Below are 19579 nucleotides of genomic sequence, written 5' to 3'. Positions count from 1 at the left end.
TCTGTATGGACAAGTGAGAAAGATTGAATTCCAAGTGGAATCTGGAGGTAATTGTAACGTGGAACGGTACCCTTTTGCGTATGATCCTGCACGGCCTTTTATTCAGCAAGCGGGTGAATGGGTGGCGGATGTATTTTACGAATTGCTGCCTGAAGCGGGCTTTGAGGTCCGTGATGAGCAGATATATATGGCGTTTCAACTAGAAAAGGCTTTTGCCGAGAAAAAAACGATTTTCGCCGAAGCGGGCGTAGGCACGGGCAAAACGCTGGTGTATCTCTTGTACGCTGTGTGCTACGCGCGTTATACGCGCAAACCGGCAGTCATTGCCTGCGCCGATGAGTCCCTGATTGAACAGCTGGTCAAGCCGGAGGGTGATATCGCCAAGTTGGCGCGGCATTTGGACCTCATGATCGATGCGCGTCTTGGCAAATCACCGGATCAGTATCTGTGCCTGCGTAAGCTGGATGAAGCCCGCATGAAGGGCGATGAAGAGATGCTGTGGGACAGTATTGCCACCGGCCTGCCGGATTTTGTGTATTCCCATGCTCCGATGCAGTCCTTTCATGCTTACGGAGACCGGCGGGATTATCCGCAACTGAGTGATGAGCAGTGGCAGAAAATCAACTGGGATTCCTTCCAGGACTGCTTCACCTGCGATCGGCGCCACCGCTGCGGACAGACGCTGTCGCGAGATCATTACCGGCGCTCGGCCGATTTGATTATTTGCTCGCATGATTATTATCTGGAGCATGTCTGGACGTATGATGGCCGCAAGCGCGAAGGACAGCTGCCTCTCCTGCCTGAGCATTCCTCCGTTGTGTTTGACGAGGGGCATCTCCTGGAGTCCGCTGCGATGAAGGCGCTGGGATATAAGATGAAGCATGTCGTCTTTGAAGAGCTCATTACGCGTCTTTTGCAAAATGAGATCCGTGAGGCGCTTGCCGTACTTATTGACGACGCCATCGTGCAGAGCGAAGCGATGTTTTCCGCTTTTGGCCGTAATAGCCGCCTCATTCCAGGTTCGGACCGAAAAGAAATCATGCTCAGCGATGAGCTGCTGCGGGAGGTACATCAGTTTCGGGGGCTGCTGACGGCGATCGAGGAAGAGCTGGTGTTTGAAAGCGAACTGTATACGCTCGATGACTACCAGCTTCGGATCGTGGAGGAGCATCTGGAGATGATGCAAAAGGCGCTGATGCTGTTTGAGCGTTCGGAAGCCTTGATCTGCTGGGTAACGGAGAGTCCGGAGGGACTTACGCTCTCCATTATGCCGAAAAGCGTGAAGGAAGTGCTGGAAGAGCATGTGTTTGGCCTCAAGATGCCGATTGTATTCTCGTCGGCGACTCTCTCTGTCGATGGCTCCTTCCGGTACGTAGCGGACAGCCTCGGGATCAATAGCTTCCTGTCCTTTTCGGTTGCCTCTCCCTATGAATATGAGCAGCAGATGGAGGCCTTGGCTCCGGAATGGAGTCTTTCAGACGGTTTTGACGGCAAAATGAAACAAGCCGTACGGATGCTGAACCGAACCGGAGGAAGGGCCCTGATCCTCTTCAAATCCCGGGAGGAGCTACGGTTGTTCAAGCAAAAGGCTGCTTCTGAGCCCGGGCTTGTCGGTATGAAGTTCTATTTCGAAGGCGATGGGGAGATCAGCCATCTGATTTCGGCGTTCCAGCGCGAGGAAGAGAGCGTGCTGTGCGCGGTCAGCCTATGGGAAGGTCTGGATGTGCCTGGACCATCGCTATCGAACGTCATCATTTGGTCGCTGCCGTTCCCGCCGCATGATCCGGTATTTATTGCTAAGCGGAATGCAGCCGCCGATCCGTTCGAAGAAGTGGATCTGCCGTACATGCTGCTTCGCTTTAGACAGGGAATCGGAAGGCTGATCCGTTCGCGGGATGACCGCGGAATCGTCGTGATTCTGGGCGAGGAAATGCGAGAGAGCCCCGTCGTCAGAGAGCGGGTACTGGCTGTGCTTCCTGACGGCGTAGAGCTGCAGGAACAGGCTTGATGATTAAGATGCTAAATTGTCTATAGGATAAATATTTTACTCCAATATCACCGTCACAGTGGACGTCTGATGTTGGAGTTTTTTTAGAATGATACACTCAATTCCCCCAATAGTTCACATGATAGTCATAGACAATTCCAGATCCTGGGATGTGCGCTTCGGAAATGAAGTCCCGATTTGATTCTGCCGGAACTTGAACGGTATAATGTAAATAGAAGTCAACTAAACTGACCAATTTTTACCTTTATTCACAGCAAGGAGTTGTACTACTTATGCCCAAAACACCCCGTCGACATCAAGATGATTTGGCAACACTGTTCTCGCTCGCCTTCAGCACTCTCAATCAGGAGCTTCATCAGCGGCTGGTTGAGCTTGGATTCGATGATATCCGGCCTATGCACGGGTTTTTGTTCCAAGGGCTGATTCCGGACGGAGCCACGGCAAAGACGTTGGTTGAGCTTTTGGGTATTTCCAAGCAGGCGGTAAGCCAGATGCTAGACTACCTAGAGGAACGCGGTTATGTCATCCGGAGGCCCCATCCCTCAGACGGAAGAGGTAAACTGGTTGTGCTTACTGAGCGCGGCTGGGCACTCATCAAGGCCAAGGAGAGCATCTATATGAATATTGAAAATCGTTGGGGAGGGATTATCGGTCCTAACCACTTGAATACGATGCGTTCGGATTTGAAACAGATTATTCAATTCGTAGGCGAAGAGGATTTGCCGCAAAAGCTGCGGCCCGTGTGGTAGAGCAGGATCTTCCCCAAAGCCGCGATAAATTTATGAAAAAGGATCGAAAAGAGTATGGAACCGTCCTTAATCTTAAAAGCATTATCCAACGATACGCGCCGGCAAATTTTGTTCTGGCTCAAACATCCGGAGCAGTACTTTGATGAAACGCCCTATCTAGAGCATGGGCTCACGATTAAAGTAGGTGCCTGCGTAAGCGATATTCAGAATCTGACTGGTCTGGCGCAGTCTGTCGTTTCCAGTTATTTATGTACGATGCAGAAAGCCGGGCTGCTGGAAGCGGAGCGGGTGGGCAAATGGACCTTTTACCGGCGCAACGAGAAAACGATCCAGGCCTTTGCCGAATATGTTCGAACTGAATTATAGATGTAGCTGAAAAAAGGAGGCGACTCCTTTTTTTGTACTCACATATTTACATATCCATATAAATAGATATATAATGGCTGATGTTATGGTAGCTTAACGACAAGGAAGGGGAGAGAGAAAACATATCCAAATATATAGATATATAAATATGATGTAATCAGATTGGAGAGAAGATGATATGAAGAAAAGCAGCCCGCTGCTTATTTTAATGCTGGCTTTGGGTGTCTTTGGCATCATAACGACCGAAATGGGGATTGTAGGGGTTCTACCCCAGGTGACCGAAAGATTCAATATTACGACCTCGCAGGCCGGTCTTTTGGTGAGTATCTTTGCTTTGGTGGTAGCCATCTCCGGCCCGTTCGTAACGCTGCTCGCTTCGGGAATGAACCGGAAGCTCATCCTGAGCCTGTCGGTGCTTATGTTTGCGATATCCAATGTATTTTATGTTCTGACAAGCCAGTTTGAGGTGCTGCTAGCGTTCCGCATCATCCCTGCCATTTTTCATCCGATCTTTTTTTCGATTGCCCTGGTAACCGCGGCACAGCTTGTTCCGCCCGAAAAAAGCGGTCAGGCGGTGACGAAAGTGTTCGCGGGCATCACCGTCGGCTTCGCCTTTGGCGTACCGCTGACCTCCTACTTGGCAGAGCAAATCTCGCTGGAAGCGGCGTTCTTGTTCGCAGCTGCCGTGAACACAATCGCTTTTGTGGGAATTCTGGTCCTACTGCCTTCCATGCCGGTTCAGGAGAAAATGTCTTACGGAAAGCAGGTGGGTATTCTGCGGAAACCTGCCGTGTGGCTGAATATTGCGGCTGTGTGCTGCATCTTCGCGGCCATGTTCTCGGTGTACAGCTATTTCGCCGAATATCTGGGACAGGTTACGCACATGAGCGGGTCCTGGATCAGCATCATGCTAATGGTGTTTGGCGTGATTATGATCGTCGGAAACTTCCTGTTTGGGGGTTCGCTGCAAAAAAACATGATCAAGACGGTCGTTGCTTTTCCGCTGCTTTACCTAATCATTTATCTGCTTGTGTATGTCTTCGGGAACTCCTTTGTACCGATGCTCCTTGTCGTGTTCCTCTGGGGCATGGTTCACTCCGGCGGTCTTATTATCAGTCAAACCTGGCTGATGACGGAGGTGAAAGATGCACCCGAATTCGGCAACAGCCTGTTCGTTTCCTTTTCGAACCTGGGCATTACGCTCGGATCTTCACTTGGAGGCTGGTTCATCTCCCGGCTCGGCATTCATCAGCTGGTTTGGAGCGGAATGCTCTTTGCGGTGCTGGCGTTCGTGCTGATTCTGATCAAATTGAAAATTTACAGTCCTGCTCAAGAGAAGGCTGCTGCGGTTTAAAAGCTACAAAAAAGGCTGTACCCAAGGTTAAAATGAACCGGGTACAGTCTTTTTGTTGGTGAATGAGGCTTTAAAAGGCAAACGTTCCATACAGCAGGTAAACATTGAGAATAGCGATGACTATCGTAATGAACCAGGCGAGAATTTGCAGCCACTTTGGCGCGGTGTGGGGGCCCATTTTCTTCTTATCTCCAGTGAACATGACGAGCGGGATGACGGCGAAGGACAGCTGCAGGGACAGAATCACCTGGCTTAGGATGAGCAGACTTCCGGTTGCCTTCTCGCCGGCGATGCCGATAACCAGTACGGCCGGAACGATGGCGATGGCACGGGTGATGAGTCTTCGAATCCAAGGCTTCAGCCGGATGTTCAGGAAGCCTTCCATCACAATTTGCCCAGCTAGTGTGCCGGTCAAGGTGGAATTCTGGCCAGAGGCCAGCAGGGCTACGGCGAACAGCACGCTGGCAATGCCAGTACCCAGCAGAGGCGTGAGCAGCTGATAGGCATCCTGAATTTCAGCGACTTCCGTATGGCCGGTGGAATGGAAAGCGGCTGCGGACAGAATCAGAATCGCCGCATTCACGAATAAGGCAAGCATCAAGGCGACGGTGGAGTCGATCGTAGCGAAGCGGATCGCGGATTTTTTGCCCTGCACCGTATCCTCATAGTTGCGCGTTTGCACGATGGAAGAGTGGAGGTACAGATTATGCGGCATGACCGTAGCGCCGAGGATTCCAAGTGCAATGTACAGCATTTGCGGATTTTTGATGATTTCCGGACTTGGGATGAACCCGGACACGATGCCGCCGATTTCCGGTCTGGATAACGCCATTTCGACACCGAAGCACAGCATGATAATGACAATTAGCGAAATGACGATGGCCTCGATGTAGCGGAAACCTTTGTTCTGCAAAAAGAGTACAAGCATGACGTCCAGTGCGGTGAGGAGTACGCCATAGATTAGCGGCAATCCGAATAACAGCTGCAGCGCTATGGCGGATCCGATGACCTCGGCCAAATCGCATGCGGCGATTGCCAGTTCACAGAGGATCCATAAGCTAAAATTCACCGGCTTGCTGTAATGATCGCGGCAGGCCTGTGCCAAATCTCTACCGGTCGCAATTCCGAGCCGAGCTGATAGAGCCTGCAGCACAATGGCCATCAGGTTGGAGATGAGGATGACGGACAGCAGCGTATAGCCGAACATGGATCCGCCCGCTAGAGAGGTTGCCCAGTTCCCTGGATCCATATAGCCCACGGCAACGAGATATCCAGGGCCAACGAAGGCAAGCAGCCTTCGGAAAAAACTCCCCTTGGTCGGGACTTTCATCGATTTGTAGACTTCAGGGAGGCTGGGACTGCGCCGTTTGGAATGCCAGCCTTGCTCCGGCTGCGGTTCCTGCAATCTTCGTACGGACATGCTCATTCGGGACAACCTTCTTTCTCGAGGGAAATTATTTTTCCTCAGGACAACTTTTTGGGTAAAAAAATTTGATCGATGCTTCCTGATTTATAATATTAGCCTAACACAAAATAATTTACCTTACAACAAAAAGTTTTACCGAGGCAAAAAATATGGAAAAATTTATATGAGTGCATGTCAGACACCTCATTTCAGCAAGTGGGTCAGTGCGATCATGGTCAGCAGGCCGAATATGAATGAAAATGTGGAGGCGCGCTCATTGCCATCCCCGTGGCTTTCCGGAATAAGCTCTTTGTAAACGACGAACAGCATAGCCCCGGCTGCAAAGGCGAGGCCGTATGGCACAATCGCCGTAAAGTTTCCTGCGAACTCTAGCCCTAACCAGCAGGCTGCAAGCTCCAGCACGCCGGTAAGCGTGGCCAGAAGTAGTGCGGTGCGCCTGCGAAGTCCGTGTGTAATGAGGAACAATGCAGTAAGGAAGCCTTCCGGAATATTTTGCAGACCGATGCTGAGCGCAACGATGGTCCCTAGATCCTGATTACTGCTCCCGTAGCTGACGCCCACGGATAATCCCTCTGGTAGATTATGCAGAGCCATGGCAGAAAGGAACATGAGAGAGCTTGTCTGGTCTCTGACCGCATTCTGCGGGGAATGCTCCAGATCCTGATGGGGAATCAGCAGCTCTAGTAAGGTAAGAATGGCGGTGCCGAGAAGGGTCCCAATCGTCAAAATCCACAGATTAGAAAGCTTCAGCGCCGACGGGATCAGGCCATAGGTCGATGCGGCGACCATAATGCCTGCGGTAAACGCCAGAAGAATATCCCTTCCCTGGTGGGTGACCCTGTTAAACAGCAGGGCGGGCAGCGCACCTAGGGATGTGCAAATTGAGGTTGCCAGACATCCCATCCAAATGGTATTCATCGTTTCCTCCTGGTCATCGAATGTTTCAGCGCAAGATCAACCTTGTACCAAAATATGTGCAAGCTCTGCTTACTATGCGAAAAACTATTCCTAAGGAGATGCAGGGAGTGAATAGGATACAAAAGAACCGCCGCTTCAGCCGGTGAATGAACTGGCTCGAAGGGCGGTCCTCGCATCTTTGAAAGTACGTCGATAGACGTTTTTTTTAAAATTATAGAATATATAAGTTTTCAGCGAGGCTGAACAATTCTATAATCGCAAGAAAAACTACCTCTAAATGCGGTCTGTCTTCTGTGAAAGTACGTCGATAGACGTTTTTCTTAAGATTATAGAATATATAAGTTTTCAGCGAGGCTGAACAATTGCTATAATCGCAAGAAAAACTACCTCTAAATGCGGTCTGTCTTCTGTGAAAGTACGTCGATAGACGTTTTTCTTATTTTTCGTTGATCTTAATGCTGTCGATCGTTACCTTTTCGGTTGGTTTGCTTGGCTCACCTGTATCGGGATTCGGTTCAACCGGTGTAGCGGCGATTTTCTTCACGACATCCATGCCGTCCGTTACTTTACCGAAAATGGTATAGTTCGGCTGGGAGTTCAGCCCTTCGCTGTCTGCTCCTGTGCAGATAAAGAATTGGCTGCCATTCGTATTCGGACCTGCATTGGCCATGGCGACGATGCCGGGCTCGTATTTATAGCTGGTCTTCTCATCCTCGAAGGAGTATCCCGGACCACCTGCGCCGGTTCCCGTCGGATCGCCGGTCTGAATCATAAATGATTCAATAATGCGGTGGAAAGTGACATTATCGTAGAAGCCTTCCTTGGACAAAAAGACGAAGTTGTTGACCGTCTTTGGTGCATCCTTGGCAAACAGCTGGATCGTGAACGAGCCCTTGGATGTTTTAACTTCAGCTTCGTAGTTCTTGCTCGTGTCAATTTGCATCGCCGGCGGGCTTGTCCAGCTTTTGTTCTGAGGCTGCTCTTCTTTTGGGGTAGCAGGCTGTGTCGGCTCTTCTTTTTGGGTACTAGGCTGTTGGGCACTAGGCTCCTCTGGCTTTTTGCCGCAGCCGCCAAGCGCGAGCGCAACCACGATCATCAGTATGATTGGAAGGTAAACTCTTTTGTATTTCATGAAATTCATATTCACTCCTTTTTGCAATTTATTCTAATCATATCGATTTTCTGCAGTAAAATCTAGCGTAGGTCAAGAAGGGGCTCTTCATACCTATAGGGACGTGCTTTCCGAATTTCGTTGAAACTTATCGATTAATGTCACGTTTAAGAAGGTAATGATTGTAAATATTAATATGGAGTGATGCGGATGTTTGAAGTGGCGAACGCTCGTCTGGCCGAGTTGAAAGAATGTATAAGAAGCAAGGAGAAGTGGGAAAAGCGTCTGCAGGAGCTGGAGCGGGAGCTGAAGGAACGAGAGTCGGAAGCGGATCGCTGGAAGCAGCGCCTGGCGGATGAGGAGAAGGATGTGAAGCAGTTAACCGGTACTTCTTTATCCGGGTTGTTTTTCAGCATCATCGGTAAAAAGGAAGAGAAGCTGGCGCGGGAGCAGCTGGAGGTGCTGGAGGCCAAAGCCAAGTATGATGCCGCGTTGCGGGCTGCAGAAGATATGAGCAAGCAATGCGAAGAAATTCGGAAGCAGCTTCAGGATGTCCGCTATTCCGATATCGAATATGAACGTATCCTGCAGGAAAAGGAAAACATCATTTTGCAGCAAAACGGGGAGCTGTCACAGCTTTCGGAACAGCAGGCGGATTTGGCCGTACATTTGAAAGAGATGAAGGAAGCGGTGCAGGCCGGGCACTCTGTGCTTCATGATCTGGAACAGGCAAGGGACTATCTGCATTCCGCGCGCAACTGGGGAACTTACGATATGTTTGGCGGCGGGATGATGTCCACGCATATCAAGCATAATAAAATCGACGAGGCCATGGACTATATCCATGATGCGCAGTCTAGTATGCGCCGGTTCGGCAAAGAGCTTCAAGATGTGGAAATGAACCTGTCCATCGAGATCGACATCGGGAGCTTCCTCCACTTTTCGGATTATTTTTTCGACGGCTTTATTTCCGATTGGATGGTACAGGGACGAATCAACGATACGCTGGACCGGGTGGAAGAGAAGCTGGATGCGGTCAAAGAAGTGGTTCGCCATTTAGAGCAAGAGCATCGAGTTTTGGAAACGCGTCTGGCAGATGTAAAAAGAAGGTACGAATCGATCATCGAACAGACAGAGTAATTCCCCTAAATCATGGGAAATGGAACTTTAGTCGCATGACTATGGCTAGGACGGTCCTTTATAATTAATTCTTAATACCTAACATCAAGGCGACTTCTGAATAAAAATCGAAAGGAGCTGAGGTTTTGTGAGTTTTTTTGACAAGCTGAAGTCAGGTGTTGCCGAAGCGGGCAACAAAGCCAAGGTCGCGGTGGAAGTGAATCGTCTCAAGATGCAGAATTCCACCAAGCAAAAAGAGATCGATCAGGAATATCAGCACATCGGCAAAATGGTCTTCGATTCGCTGAGCCAGGAGAGCATGTGCAGTGCAGAACAGCTGCAGCCGATGGTTGAACGGATTGTGCAGCTTCAGGATGAGATTCAGCTGAATCAGCATCAAATCAATGTGATCTCGGATGAAAAGAAATGCGTCTGTGGACATGTCGTTCCCATTGCAGCGAGGTTCTGTCCGGAATGCGGACACCAGTTTATCGAGATTGAAAAACAGGAAGGTGATTCGTAGTGCAGCAATTCGCCGTGGTTTTGCAGGAGACACGTAAATGGTTTCAGTCCTTTCGCTTGTACGGAATACTGGCTCCGATCGAGCTTCATTTGCTGTTTGGGGCTCTTGGGGTCCAGTTTCTGTATGATCTGCTGATCTCCATTCTTCCGTACTCTTCTAACCATGTCCTGAGCTTCATCTTCCATACGATTCCGCTGCTCGTGATTGCCCAGTATGCATTCTGGGTTGGCGCGTGGCTGACACTGGTATCAAGTAATGTCAAATATTTGCCGTATGCGCTCTGGATCAATGCGTTTATTATCCTGTTCCCATTCGGATTCGGCGGCCTGATCAGTGCACTCGTGTACGCGTTGCTTGGCTACGTGTTGTTCAAATATTCGGCTTCGTCCTATGCGAATATCAACCGTCATCCAGGTGAGGGAAGCATATAAATTTTATAATACGGGGTTCATCATATACATAACTTAAGTCTGAAGAGTCAAGCCGGGAAGAATGTCTTTCCGGCTGTTGCTGTTAGTCGACCTTTTTGTCAGTTCTGTAGTTAAAAAAAGGAGGGCTTTCGCCCTCCAATTGAAAATTCAGTTCCCTATTCGTTTAGTCGTCTTTCCATTCCACGCTGCGGAGCAAACCATGCTTCATCAGGGCGAGCACAAAATCGACGTAATATGCCCGCCGTACAATGGCGCCATACTCATGATTTTTGTAGATATAGAAGAGCACATCCGTATAGATATCATTTTCCTCGAAATCATGCCGGATCTTCTTCAAACGCTCCAGATAGGGCTCTGTCTGCAGCAGGTGCAAACGGAATTCGACATCCTCTTCGTTTACCGTTTCTGTAATGATAGCAACATCTTCGTTGCAGTGGTAGATCAGCATGCGGGAGCCTCCAGTTCAATCAAAATTATCGTTCCCTTTACATCATTTATCACATTAAATATCTGAAATATACATAAGCGCTGGATAAAATAACAGACAAAATCATGATTGGAAAACCATATTTCATGAATTGGGTAAATTTCAACGGATACCCCTCTTTGGCAGCCATCCCTGCAACGATCAGGTTGGCGCTTGCGCCTATCAGTGTACCGTTTCCGCCAAGGCAGGCGCCGAGTGCCAGACTCCACCATAAAGGCTCCAGATTGCTAATACCCATACTTCCCATATCCTGAATCATTGGAATCATGGTGGCTACAAACGGAATATTGTCGACGAAAGCAGAAGCGATGGCGCTCAGCCACAAAATCAGCATGGAAGTAGAAGTTACATTGCCTCCGGTGAGTCCGATCGCTTTCTCGGCAAGCGTGGAAATCACGCCTGTTTCGATCAGACCGGCAACCAAAATGAACAATCCTACAAAGAAGAAAATCGTCGGCCACTCGACCTTGGCAAAAGCCTCCTCCAGCATATGCTCCCCGGTTAGAAGGAGAAGAAGAAAGGCGCCGGTGAGCGCCACCGTGGCGGATTCGATATGAACCAGCTGGTGAATGAAAAAGCCGACAATCGTAAGACCAAGCACGGTCAAACATTTCACCATGAGCTTTCTGTCGGTAATCAGCTCTTTTTCATCCAGATCCATGATGCTCTGCATCAGCTCCGGTGTGGTTTTAATCTGTTTGCGGAACATAAAAATAAAGATAGGAATCAAAAGGACAAGGATGATCAGCGCGATCGGCATCAAATTTTGAATGAACGCCATAAAAGTCAGTTCCTTAACCGCGCTCCCGATCATAATGTTCGGTGGATCGCCAATTAACGTTGCGGTACCGCCGACATTGGAAGCGATAATCTGTGTAATCAGGAACGGCAGCGGATTGACCCGCAGCTGGCGAGTAATACTAAAGGTAACGGGTACCATCAGCAGTACCGTGGTTACATTGTCCAGAAAAGCGGATCCCAGCGCCGTTAGGAGCATAAGGGCAATCAGAATGGCGAGCGGCCGGCCTTTGGCTTTTTTGGCGGCCCAGATGGCCACAAATTTGAACAGTCCGGTTTCAGCGGTAATATTGACGATAATCATCATCCCGATCAAGAGACCGAGCGTGTTGAAATCGATATGATGGATAGCGGTTTCCTGGCTTACGATGCCGAAAATCACCATAAGCGCAGCGCCAATCATGGCGACGATCGTGCGATGGATTTTCTCCGAGATAATCAGTGCATATGCAATTAAAAAGATAACAATCGCAAGAATAGCTTGTTGTTCCATTGTTTCTCCCCCTTAGTTCTTGGATGTGCATGTAATTATAGGTTTCGCATTAATACAAGCTTCAATTCCTCCTTCTGCATCAGGAGAAGATTGACACATGCGGACACCCGAACAAGGACGAGAAGGCCAAAAAAAGACAAACGGAGCCCGCACGTGGCAGGCTCCTCCGAATGTTATCTATGCGTTTGTGAATAACTTGCCCCTATGTGAAAGGGGATGTAAAAAATGGTTTAAAATAATTATAAAGTGTTTACGCTGGCTTGTAAAGCAATGTCGGATTTGGCGGAAAGGAGACGGATATGAATAAAACATGGTGGAAGGAAAGCGTAGTATACCAAATCTATCCGATCAGCTTTTTGGATACGAATGGCGACGGCATGGGCGATTTACGCGGCATTACGGCAAAGCTGGATTACCTGAAGGATCTGGGTGTGGATGTGATCTGGATGTGTCCCATTAATCAATCGCCGAACCATGACAACGGATACGACATCAGCGATTATCAGGCGATTATGAAGGAATTCGGGATGATGGATGATTTTGACCAGCTGCTGCAGGAGGCGCATGCTCGCGGTTTGAAAATCATGATGGATCTCGTGCTGAATCATACCTCGGACGAGCATCCCTGGTTTATCGAATCCAGGGCTTCCAAGGATAATCCGAAACGCGATTTTTACATATGGCGCCAAGGCAAAAACGGCGGTCCGCCGAACAACTGGGAATCCTATTTCAGCGGCTCGGTTTGGGAATATGACGCAGCGACGGATGAGTATTACCTGCATTTGTATTCGAAGCATCAGCCGGATCTGAATTGGGAGAATCCAAATGTCGTCAATTGCATGCATGAGATGGTGGAATGGTGGCTGAAGAAAGGGGTAGATGGCTTCCGTTTTGATGCGATTGCACATATTGCCAAGGCTGTCGGATTGCCGAGCGGGGAGAATCCGAACAGTCTGCCGACGGTGCGCGCCTATGAACTATTTTCCAACCTGGATAAGGTTCATACATTGCTAAATAATCTGTATAAAGAGGTGCTCTTTCATTACGATATCATGACGGTGGGTGAAACTTCAGGCATTGGCCCTGAGCAGGCTCTTAGCTACGTCGGAGAAACGCGCGGCGAGCTGAATATGGTGTTCCAATTTGAGCATATGCAGCTGGATGCAGTCTCCGGCGGTTCGGGAAAATGGAATGTTCGTCCATGGAATCTCCTTGAGCTGAAAAAGGTCATAAGCAGTTGGCAGACGGTACTGCATGAGCAGGGTTGGAACGCCAATTATTGGTGCAATCATGATCAGCCTCGCCCGGTTTCGCGTTTTGGAGACGACCAAAAATACCGCGTAGAGTCGGCCAAAATGCTGGCCACCTTTATTCATATGCTGGAAGGGACGCCGTATATTTATCAGGGCGAGGAAATCGGCATGACGAATATCGCTTTTCAATCCGTTGATGACTACCGGGACGTGGAGACACTCAATTTCTATAAGGACCAAATGAGTGAGGGAGTACCCGAAGAGACAATCATGCAGGTGATCCGGAAAAAAAGCAGGGACAACGCCAGAACACCCATGCAGTGGAGTAATAACAAGGAGGCGGGATTTACCCAAGGCAAGCCTTGGATCAAGGTGAATTCAAACTATAATGTGATCAACGTGGAGGATGCTTTACAAGATCCCGACTCCATCCTGCATTATTATAAAAATCTGATTGCCTTGCGGAAAGAGCATGAGGTCATCGTGTATGGAAAATATGAGCTGCTGCTTTCGGAGGATCGGGAAATCTATGTGTATACCCGTACTCTGGAGGATGCCTGCTTGTTGGTGATCCTGAATTTTTTTGGAAAAGAGCCGGAGCTGACGCTGCCGCAGCATCTGAATTTGGATTCAAAGGAGCTGCTGATTTCCAACTACCCTGTTAACGGGGAGGATGATCTCTGCCAAACGATCCGGCTTTGCCCGTATGAATCAAGGGTGTACATGCTGAAGGCATAAAGGCTTGACATCACTTAAAAATATTGGTAAATTTACCTCATCCTATACCAAGGGAGAGATTTTGATGACGGTGGTTGTTCTTAACTAATCCAATTCCATAACAGACTTGAAGAAAGACAGAGGAAAGCCTGCCATTTGAGGCAGCTTTATTTTCCTGTGCCTTTGCGAGAGTCTTGGAAAATAGTTAAGAACACGCGAAGCATCAAACGGCACCTTGGCTGCTGTTTCATTCTTTGTTATCCATAAGGCTTCTTCATCCGGCTCGAATCTGGGTGAAGGCCTTTCGAAAACCGTGCTCTTGCAGCACGGTTTTTTTGCGTATAGAAGAGAGGCTTGGAGCATACAGGGCAGCAGAAAGCGCCGCTCATGCAGAAGAGGACTTCTTTTTCGGGATAACTGTAGAAATGAAACGACCAGCAGCTACCTAGGGACAAAGAATCGCGTATGCGTTCTTTGTCCTTTTTTTGCATTTTGGCACAAAAAAAGAACAAAGGAGGTTCATGCAACCCATGGACAATATCACAATGAACATGCTGGAGTATGACAAAGTAAAGGAGGCGCTGCGAGAGTACGCCGTATCTTACGCAGGCAGGAAGCATATTGATGATCTGGCGCCGGGGAGCCATCTGCGGGCGATTGAGGCCGCGCTCCTGGAAACCGCAGAAGCGAAGGCTCTGCTCGACAAGGGAGCAAGCGTCCCGCTGCCTTCGCTCGAAGGTATTGAGCATATCGCGTCGCTGCTTCATACCGGATACCTGTTCTCCGAGCAGGATTTCACGGCGGTTCAGACCTTTCTGCACAGCTGCGGCCAACTCCGGAAATATATGGCGGGCAAAAGAGAAATCGCGCCGACGGTCAGCACGTATGCTTCATCCATGCAGGAGCTGCCACGTTTAAAGAGCGAGATCGAGCGCTGCATCCGGTTTGGCAAAGTGGATGACGAGGCCAGCAAGCAGTTGGAGAAGGTCCGCAAGAAAATCGCCGTGATCAAGGAGCGCATTCAGAAGAAGATGAGCTCGATCCTGTCGCGGCACGGCTCCATTCTGCAGGAGCATCTGGTTAGCGTGCGCGGCGGGCGTTATGTCGTGCCGGTGAAGAGGGAATATCACAAGCAGATTAAAGGCGCGGTGCTGGATCAATCCACCAGCGGGCAGACGGTATTCGTGGAGCCGGAGGAAATATCCATGCTGCAAACGGAGCTGGGCATGCTGGAGGCGGATGAGGCGCGCGAGGAAGGCGTGGTGCTGAGCATGCTGACAGGCATGCTGGAAGCAGCAAGCGCTGATCTTCAGCTGAACATCGATATTACGGGCAACTATGATTTTATTTTCGCCAAAGCCAAGTATGGACGCTCAATCGGAGGCAGAAACGTTCAATTAAACGATCAGGGGCAGATCCGTCTTCAAGATGCGATACATCCGCTGATGCTGAAAACCATGGTGCCGCTGCAGCTGGAGATGGGGAGAGGATACCGCTCCCTGATTATTACTGGACCCAATACCGGCGGGAAAACCGTAGCCCTGAAGACGCTGGGGCTGCTGACTTTGATGGTTCAGTCCGGACTGCTCGTACCTGTTGCGGAAGGGAGCCAACTCGCGGTTTTCGGCAATATCATGACGGCGATCGGCGACGGACAGAGCATCGAGCAGTCGCTCAGCACGTTCTCCGCGCAAATCCGCAGGCTAATAGCCATGGTCGATGCGGCAAACCGTTCCACGCTGCTGCTGATTGACGAGCTCGCCGCAGGAACCGATCCAGGCGAAGGGATGTCCCTTTCGATCGCGATCCTCGAGGAGCTGAATCAGCGTGGTGCGATGATGATGGTGACGACCCATTTTAACGAGCTGAAGGGTTTTGCTTCCCGTACGCCTGGCTTTCAGAATGCACGCATGGAATTCGACGTCGACACGCTGGAGCCGCTGTACCGCCTGACGATCGGTGAATCAGGTCAAAGCTATGCGATTGAGATTGCCACCAAGCTCGGCATGCCAACGGGCATCATCGGGCGTTCACGGCATATTTTGCAGAGTCATAGACCGCAGCTGGCTGAACCGGAGACGGAAGGAGGGCAGCTTGTTGATTGTGAAGAAAGATCCGAGGGGAAATCAGAAGAGAAATCGGAAGAGAAATCGGAAGAAAACCTTTCAAAGCATCAAAAAAGTAGAAACGCGTATATGGAAAAGGAGCACTCGTGGAAGGAAGAGGCGGAAGAAGAGACTGCTACCCTTTCGAAGCCGCGCCGGCTAGAGATTGGAGATGCGGTATATGTCAGTTCGTTTGGCCGAACCGGCATTGTCTATCAGGAAGAGGATGCCAAGGGCATGGTCGGTGTCATGATCCAAAAGCAGAAGCTGAAGATCAACAGGAAACGGCTTAAGCTGTATATCGAAAAAGGAAATCTCTATCCGGAGGATTATGATTTCGATATTATTTTTGACAGCAAGGAGAACCGGAAGAAAAGCAAGCTGATGCAGCGCAAGCATGTGGAAGGGCTGAGCATTATCCGCAAACCCGAGGACAACTAAATGTTCAAAAGGCAGGGAACCCGTCTGAATTCAGTCGGTTTCCCTGCCTTTTTTAGAGTATTACAAATAATTACAATTTCTCAATGATGATTTGGGCAAACTGCTCCAGAAACTGGCGTTCATCATGGTCGAAGCGTCCCTTCAGCGGGCTATCGATGTCGAGTACACCGAGCAGCTGTTCATTTTTGATGAGCGGAATAACAATTTCGCTGTTGGAAGCCGCATCGCAAGCAATATGTCCAGGAAATTCATGCACATCATCGACAACGAGCGTTTTACGCTGCGCGGCGGCGGTACCGCATACGCCCCGGTTCAAAGGAATACGGATGCAGGCCGGAAGGCCTTGGAAAGGTCCCAGTACAAGCTCTTGACCGTCATAGAGATAGAAGCCGACCCAGTTGATATCCGGCAGGAAGCTGTTCAGCAGCGCTGAAGCGTTAGCCAGATTGGCGATGGAGCTGGGTTCATCGTGAATGAGAGACTTCAGTTGTTCCAGAACCGCCGAGAACTGCTCGCTCCGGTTTCCTTCATAAGGAAGTGCTTGAAACATCATACTCCACCTTTCTTTTAACCGTTGGTTAATTATAAAAGATAGTATACAGGATTATGTTCCGCGTCAAGAAAAAGATAACAGGTTAAGGATTTGGCGATTCCGTCAAACTGATACCAGCCCAGTCGGGTTCCTTTTGCGGCGCTCTCTCGGATACGGATTCATAGGAATGTGCCGGATGGTTTCGGATTGAAAGAGCCTCCCGCACAAACTCCTTTACTGACCGCTTGTACAGCTCTGGATTCCCTTCAATCGCAAAGCCGTGTGTAGCGCCCTCGATTAGCAGGAGGCGCTTCAGTCCGGATTTGGCCGCGAATAAATCCTCACTCATCTCCGGAGGGATATAATGATCCTTAGTGCCGTGTATAAACATCACGGGAATGCTGCTCTCCGCAACCGTACGCAAGGGGCTGACCTGTTCCATTGCGAAGCCGGCTTTCCTGCGTAGTTTGGCATTGACCAAAGGTAGGAACAGAGCTGCCGGAATCCGGTTCAGCCGCTGCATTTGGTGATGCATCAGGCGTGTCAGATCTGAATAAGGACAATCGGCAATGACAAAAGCAACCGCTGGATCAGGGAGTGACAGATACTCCAGGATGGTACCGCCTCCGAAGGAAACCCCGTGTAGACCGATCGTGCAGTTCTCGCCATAGGTGCTGGTTATATACCGGATCCATGTCGCGATATCATGCTTTTCAAGAAAACCGTAAGTCGTATATTTTCCCTCGCTTTTTCCATGGCGCCGCTGATCGATCAGAAGCACGTTGAATCCCTCCTCCAGAAATATTTCCATAAAAGGAATCGATGCGGGCAGGGAGGTCGTGTACCCGTGAACGAGAATGACCCATTGTGCGGATTCTTGTGCAGCCTTGACTACCACGCCATTCAGGCGAAGGCCATCGTGGCTGTAAATCTGTACCTCTTCTTTGGGCAGCGGTTCGTAATATTCACGCAGGCGTGCTCCCGCCCGTTCCAGCTCATCAAAGATTTGCTGGTGATTCAAGACTTTCATTTGAGTCATTTGTACGAAAGCATACTGGGTAATACCTGCGATCGCAAGCGCGGTAACCCCGATAATTAGAGCAGCAATCCACCATTCCATTTCTTTTAGCCTCCAAAGCTGCATGCAAATTCAGTAGGGCTTAGTATATACAGGAATATCCAGATTTAATCGCCATCAAGAGGCTTCGAATGTTTGTACAATTTCTGACGAATGCAAACGAGTCGCGAAAAGCAGGTGAGAACGGTCCGATACGGATATAGCCTTTCAAAGAGTAAGATGCTAGAATAAAGTTGAATAGAAGTGCTTGGTCACTAACCATAGAGGAAGAACTAAAGAAAATATGCCAAGGTGCCTTTAAACTTTAGTTCAAAGAAAGGAGAGGGCTCGCAATCTATGAAAGCGAAGAAAAAGCAGCCGGTGAATAAGGCAGCTCAAAAAAAAGCCCAGCGGGAACAGCAGGAGAAACGCATGAAGCGGGCGATCTGGATTACAGGAGCATGTATTGTGGTGCTGTTTGTGCTGGTGCTTATATTCAAACCCAGTAGTTCGGCCAAGGAAGACTTTGACTATAGTGCTCTGCCTGTAAAGGGAAATCCGAACGCACCGGTCAAAATTGTGGAGATGGGCGATTACAAATGTCCAAGCTGCCAATATTTCACGCAGGAGATTGCTCCGCAGATACAAAAGGATTACATTGATTCCGGCAAGGTTGCCCTATACTTCATGAATTATCTGATTATCAGTCCGGAGACGGATTCGAATTACGCCGCTCTGGCCGCAGAGTCCGTATTACATCAGAACAAGGATGAGTTCTGGAAATACTACGAAGCGATATACAGAAATCAGGGGGATGAGAACACCGAGTGGGCAACACCTGATTTTCTGGTCGATCTGGCCAAAAAGGAAAATATAAAGGTCGATTACGACAAGCTGCGCAAGGACATTGATGAGAAAACCTATCAAAAAGAAATCGATAGCCAAAATGAGAAAGCGAGAAGCCTGAATGTCATGAGCACGCCGACCCTGTTCATCAATGGGGAAAAGGCTTCGGATAAAGCCTCTATGGACTATACCGAGCTGAAACCGCTGATCGATAAAAAACTGGCTGAACAAAATACAAAGTAAGAGCAAGATCCTAAAGTAAAAGGAGTTCGAAGCGATGGAAGGCAATCGTTTCTTGGCGTCTATTCGCCCATATGCCCTGTTCTTGGCATGGATTGTATCCATTGTGGCTGTGGGCGGAAGCTTGTACTTAAGCGAAATCATGCATTTTGAGCCCTGCAAGCTGTGCTGGTTTCAGCGGATCTTCATGTATCCGCAGGCGATTCTGCTAGGTATTGCAAGCTACAAGAACGACCGCAAAATTACTCCCTATGCCATGACGCTTAGTATCATCGGAGGCTGCTTCTCTATCTATCATTATGCAGAGCAGAAAATTCCGGCGCTTGCGAAGGCTTTTCCCTGTTCGGTCGGTATTCCATGCGATTTTGACTATTTGAACTGGTTCGGATTCATTACGATTCCGCTGCTGGCGTTGATTGCGTTTATTCTTATCGTCTGCCTGCTGCTTATCGGCCGCGAAGCGGAAGATGAAGCTGAGGAAGCATAAATGGTATCACAGAGCTTGTCCCGATGGGACAAGCTTTTTTGCATTTTTGCTGTGGAACGAGCGGGTACCTGCTTGCTTAAGAGATGGTATGAGGTGTACAGTGTATGTGATTTTGAAG

Annotated in this window: 18 protein-coding genes; 11 read left to right on the top strand and 7 right to left on the bottom strand. The window is 49.2% G+C overall.

Features of this window, described 5'->3' with window-relative positions:
• The first annotated feature begins 58 nt into the window (after nt 1-58).
• From MUG84_RS08540 to MUG84_RS08525, 4 genes are all read left to right on the top strand, one after another.
• Entirely contained in the window at nt 59-2008 is a 1950-nt protein-coding gene (locus tag MUG84_RS08540) for an ATP-dependent DNA helicase (RefSeq protein ID WP_244723660.1), read from the top strand.
• Nucleotides 2009-2280: 272 nt separating this feature from the next.
• A complete protein-coding gene (locus MUG84_RS08535; RefSeq protein ID WP_244723656.1) occupies nt 2281-2757 on the top strand; it encodes a MarR family winged helix-turn-helix transcriptional regulator in 477 nt (158 codons plus the stop codon).
• A 54-nt stretch (nt 2758-2811) separates the two neighbouring features.
• Nucleotides 2812-3123 (top strand): ArsR/SmtB family transcription factor, encoded by a 312-nt coding sequence (locus MUG84_RS08530; protein ID WP_244723652.1) that lies wholly within the window; start codon nt 2812-2814, stop codon nt 3121-3123.
• Between the two features lie 178 nt (nt 3124-3301).
• Nucleotides 3302-4477 (top strand): MFS transporter, encoded by a 1176-nt coding sequence (locus tag MUG84_RS08525; protein WP_244723648.1) that lies wholly within the window; start codon nt 3302-3304, stop codon nt 4475-4477.
• A gap of 70 nt (nt 4478-4547) precedes the next feature.
• Here MUG84_RS08525 and MUG84_RS08520 read toward each other — a convergent pair whose 3' ends face one another.
• The 3 genes from MUG84_RS08520 to MUG84_RS08510 all read right to left on the bottom strand — a co-directional run bounded on the left by MUG84_RS08520 (nt 4548) and on the right by MUG84_RS08510 (nt 7953).
• On the bottom strand, nt 4548-5897 hold the full coding sequence (locus MUG84_RS08520) for an Nramp family divalent metal transporter (RefSeq protein WP_425313189.1): 1350 nt from the start codon (nt 5895-5897) through the stop codon (nt 4548-4550).
• Between the two features lie 189 nt (nt 5898-6086).
• Nucleotides 6087-6821 carry a ZIP family metal transporter gene (locus MUG84_RS08515; protein ID WP_244723630.1) on the bottom strand — a complete coding sequence of 245 codons (735 nt, stop codon included), beginning with the start codon at nt 6819-6821 and terminating at the stop codon, nt 6087-6089.
• A gap of 436 nt (nt 6822-7257) precedes the next feature.
• Entirely contained in the window at nt 7258-7953 is a 696-nt protein-coding gene (locus MUG84_RS08510; RefSeq protein WP_244723628.1) for a peptidylprolyl isomerase, read from the bottom strand.
• Between the two features lie 189 nt (nt 7954-8142).
• Between MUG84_RS08510 and MUG84_RS08505 the strand changes: the two genes are divergently transcribed.
• From MUG84_RS08505 to MUG84_RS08495, 3 genes are all read left to right on the top strand, one after another.
• Entirely contained in the window at nt 8143-9072 is a 930-nt protein-coding gene (locus tag MUG84_RS08505; protein WP_244723626.1) for a hypothetical protein, read from the top strand.
• A gap of 127 nt (nt 9073-9199) precedes the next feature.
• Nucleotides 9200-9574 carry a zinc ribbon domain-containing protein gene (locus tag MUG84_RS08500; protein WP_244723624.1) on the top strand — a complete coding sequence of 125 codons (375 nt, stop codon included), beginning with the start codon at nt 9200-9202 and terminating at the stop codon, nt 9572-9574.
• Complete coding sequence (locus MUG84_RS08495; protein WP_244723622.1) at nt 9574-10005, top strand: hypothetical protein; 432 nt, start codon at nt 9574-9576, stop codon at nt 10003-10005. The genes MUG84_RS08500 and MUG84_RS08495 overlap by 1 nt, the downstream gene beginning before the upstream one ends.
• A gap of 163 nt (nt 10006-10168) precedes the next feature.
• Here the strand turns inward: MUG84_RS08495 and MUG84_RS08490 are convergent, their stop codons facing one another.
• Both MUG84_RS08490 and MUG84_RS08485 read right to left on the bottom strand, forming a co-directional pair.
• Complete coding sequence (locus tag MUG84_RS08490; RefSeq protein ID WP_244723620.1) at nt 10169-10453, bottom strand: hypothetical protein; 285 nt, start codon at nt 10451-10453, stop codon at nt 10169-10171.
• Between the two features lie 49 nt (nt 10454-10502).
• Nucleotides 10503-11783 (bottom strand): ArsB/NhaD family transporter, encoded by a 1281-nt coding sequence (locus tag MUG84_RS08485; RefSeq protein ID WP_244723617.1) that lies wholly within the window; start codon nt 11781-11783, stop codon nt 10503-10505.
• A 299-nt stretch (nt 11784-12082) separates the two neighbouring features.
• Between MUG84_RS08485 and MUG84_RS08480 the strand changes: the two genes are divergently transcribed.
• Both MUG84_RS08480 and MUG84_RS08475 read left to right on the top strand, forming a co-directional pair.
• On the top strand, nt 12083-13774 hold the full coding sequence (locus MUG84_RS08480) for a glycoside hydrolase family 13 protein (RefSeq protein ID WP_244723614.1): 1692 nt from the start codon (nt 12083-12085) through the stop codon (nt 13772-13774).
• A gap of 509 nt (nt 13775-14283) precedes the next feature.
• Complete coding sequence (locus tag MUG84_RS08475; protein ID WP_244723610.1) at nt 14284-16299, top strand: endonuclease MutS2; 2016 nt, start codon at nt 14284-14286, stop codon at nt 16297-16299.
• A 70-nt stretch (nt 16300-16369) separates the two neighbouring features.
• Here the strand turns inward: MUG84_RS08475 and MUG84_RS08470 are convergent, their stop codons facing one another.
• A complete protein-coding gene (locus MUG84_RS08470) occupies nt 16370-16849 on the bottom strand; it encodes a GAF domain-containing protein (RefSeq protein WP_244724905.1) in 480 nt (159 codons plus the stop codon).
• Between the two features lie 85 nt (nt 16850-16934).
• The gene (locus MUG84_RS08465) at nt 16935-17951 is read right to left on the bottom strand and encodes an alpha/beta hydrolase (protein WP_244723607.1); all 1017 of its coding nucleotides are present in this window, start codon (nt 17949-17951) and stop codon (nt 16935-16937) included.
• Between the two features lie 294 nt (nt 17952-18245).
• On the opposite strand from MUG84_RS08465, the gene MUG84_RS08460 reads away from it, so the two are divergent.
• Nucleotides 18246-18977 (top strand): DsbA family protein, encoded by a 732-nt coding sequence (locus MUG84_RS08460; protein WP_244723604.1) that lies wholly within the window; start codon nt 18246-18248, stop codon nt 18975-18977.
• Nucleotides 18978-19011: 34 nt separating this feature from the next.
• Nucleotides 19012-19461, top strand: a complete 450-nt coding sequence (locus MUG84_RS08455; protein ID WP_244723584.1) for a disulfide oxidoreductase — start codon at nt 19012-19014, stop codon at nt 19459-19461.
• Nucleotides 19462-19579 lie beyond the last annotated feature (118 nt).

Source organism: Paenibacillus mangrovi, assembly GCF_022898935.1.
Classification (GTDB): domain Bacteria; phylum Bacillota; class Bacilli; order Paenibacillales; family Paenibacillaceae; genus Paenibacillus_AQ; species Paenibacillus_AQ mangrovi.
The sequence above is the reverse complement of the archived record's forward strand: the minus strand, read 5'-3'. Positions and strand labels throughout refer to the sequence as shown.

Bases quoted from the DNA above. Each gene is read 5' to 3' on its own strand.
- MUG84_RS08535 (WP_244723656.1), top strand. From the start codon at position 2,281: ATGCCCAAAACACCCCGTCGACATCAAGATGATTTGGCAACACTGTTC.
- MUG84_RS08530 (WP_244723652.1), top strand. From the start codon at position 2,812: ATGGAACCGTCCTTAATCTTAAAAGCATTATCCAACGATACGCGCCGG.
- MUG84_RS08525 (WP_244723648.1), top strand. From the start codon at position 3,302: ATGAAGAAAAGCAGCCCGCTGCTTATTTTAATGCTGGCTTTGGGTGTC.
- MUG84_RS08520 (WP_425313189.1), bottom strand. From the start codon at position 5,897: ATGTCCGTACGAAGATTGCAGGAACCGCAGCCGGAGCAAGGCTGGCAT.
- MUG84_RS08515 (WP_244723630.1), bottom strand. From the start codon at position 6,821: ATGAATACCATTTGGATGGGATGTCTGGCAACCTCAATTTGCACATCC.
- MUG84_RS08510 (WP_244723628.1), bottom strand. From the start codon at position 7,953: ATGAAATACAAAAGAGTTTACCTTCCAATCATACTGATGATCGTGGTT.
- MUG84_RS08505 (WP_244723626.1), top strand. From the start codon at position 8,143: ATGTTTGAAGTGGCGAACGCTCGTCTGGCCGAGTTGAAAGAATGTATA.
- MUG84_RS08490 (WP_244723620.1), bottom strand. From the start codon at position 10,453: ATGCTGATCTACCACTGCAACGAAGATGTTGCTATCATTACAGAAACG.
- MUG84_RS08485 (WP_244723617.1), bottom strand. From the start codon at position 11,783: ATGGAACAACAAGCTATTCTTGCGATTGTTATCTTTTTAATTGCATAT.
- MUG84_RS08480 (WP_244723614.1), top strand. From the start codon at position 12,083: ATGAATAAAACATGGTGGAAGGAAAGCGTAGTATACCAAATCTATCCG.
- MUG84_RS08475 (WP_244723610.1), top strand. From the start codon at position 14,284: ATGGACAATATCACAATGAACATGCTGGAGTATGACAAAGTAAAGGAG.
- MUG84_RS08470 (WP_244724905.1), bottom strand. From the start codon at position 16,849: ATGTTTCAAGCACTTCCTTATGAAGGAAACCGGAGCGAGCAGTTCTCG.
- MUG84_RS08465 (WP_244723607.1), bottom strand. From the start codon at position 17,951: ATGGAATGGTGGATTGCTGCTCTAATTATCGGGGTTACCGCGCTTGCG.
- MUG84_RS08460 (WP_244723604.1), top strand. From the start codon at position 18,246: ATGAAAGCGAAGAAAAAGCAGCCGGTGAATAAGGCAGCTCAAAAAAAA.
- MUG84_RS08455 (WP_244723584.1), top strand. From the start codon at position 19,012: ATGGAAGGCAATCGTTTCTTGGCGTCTATTCGCCCATATGCCCTGTTC.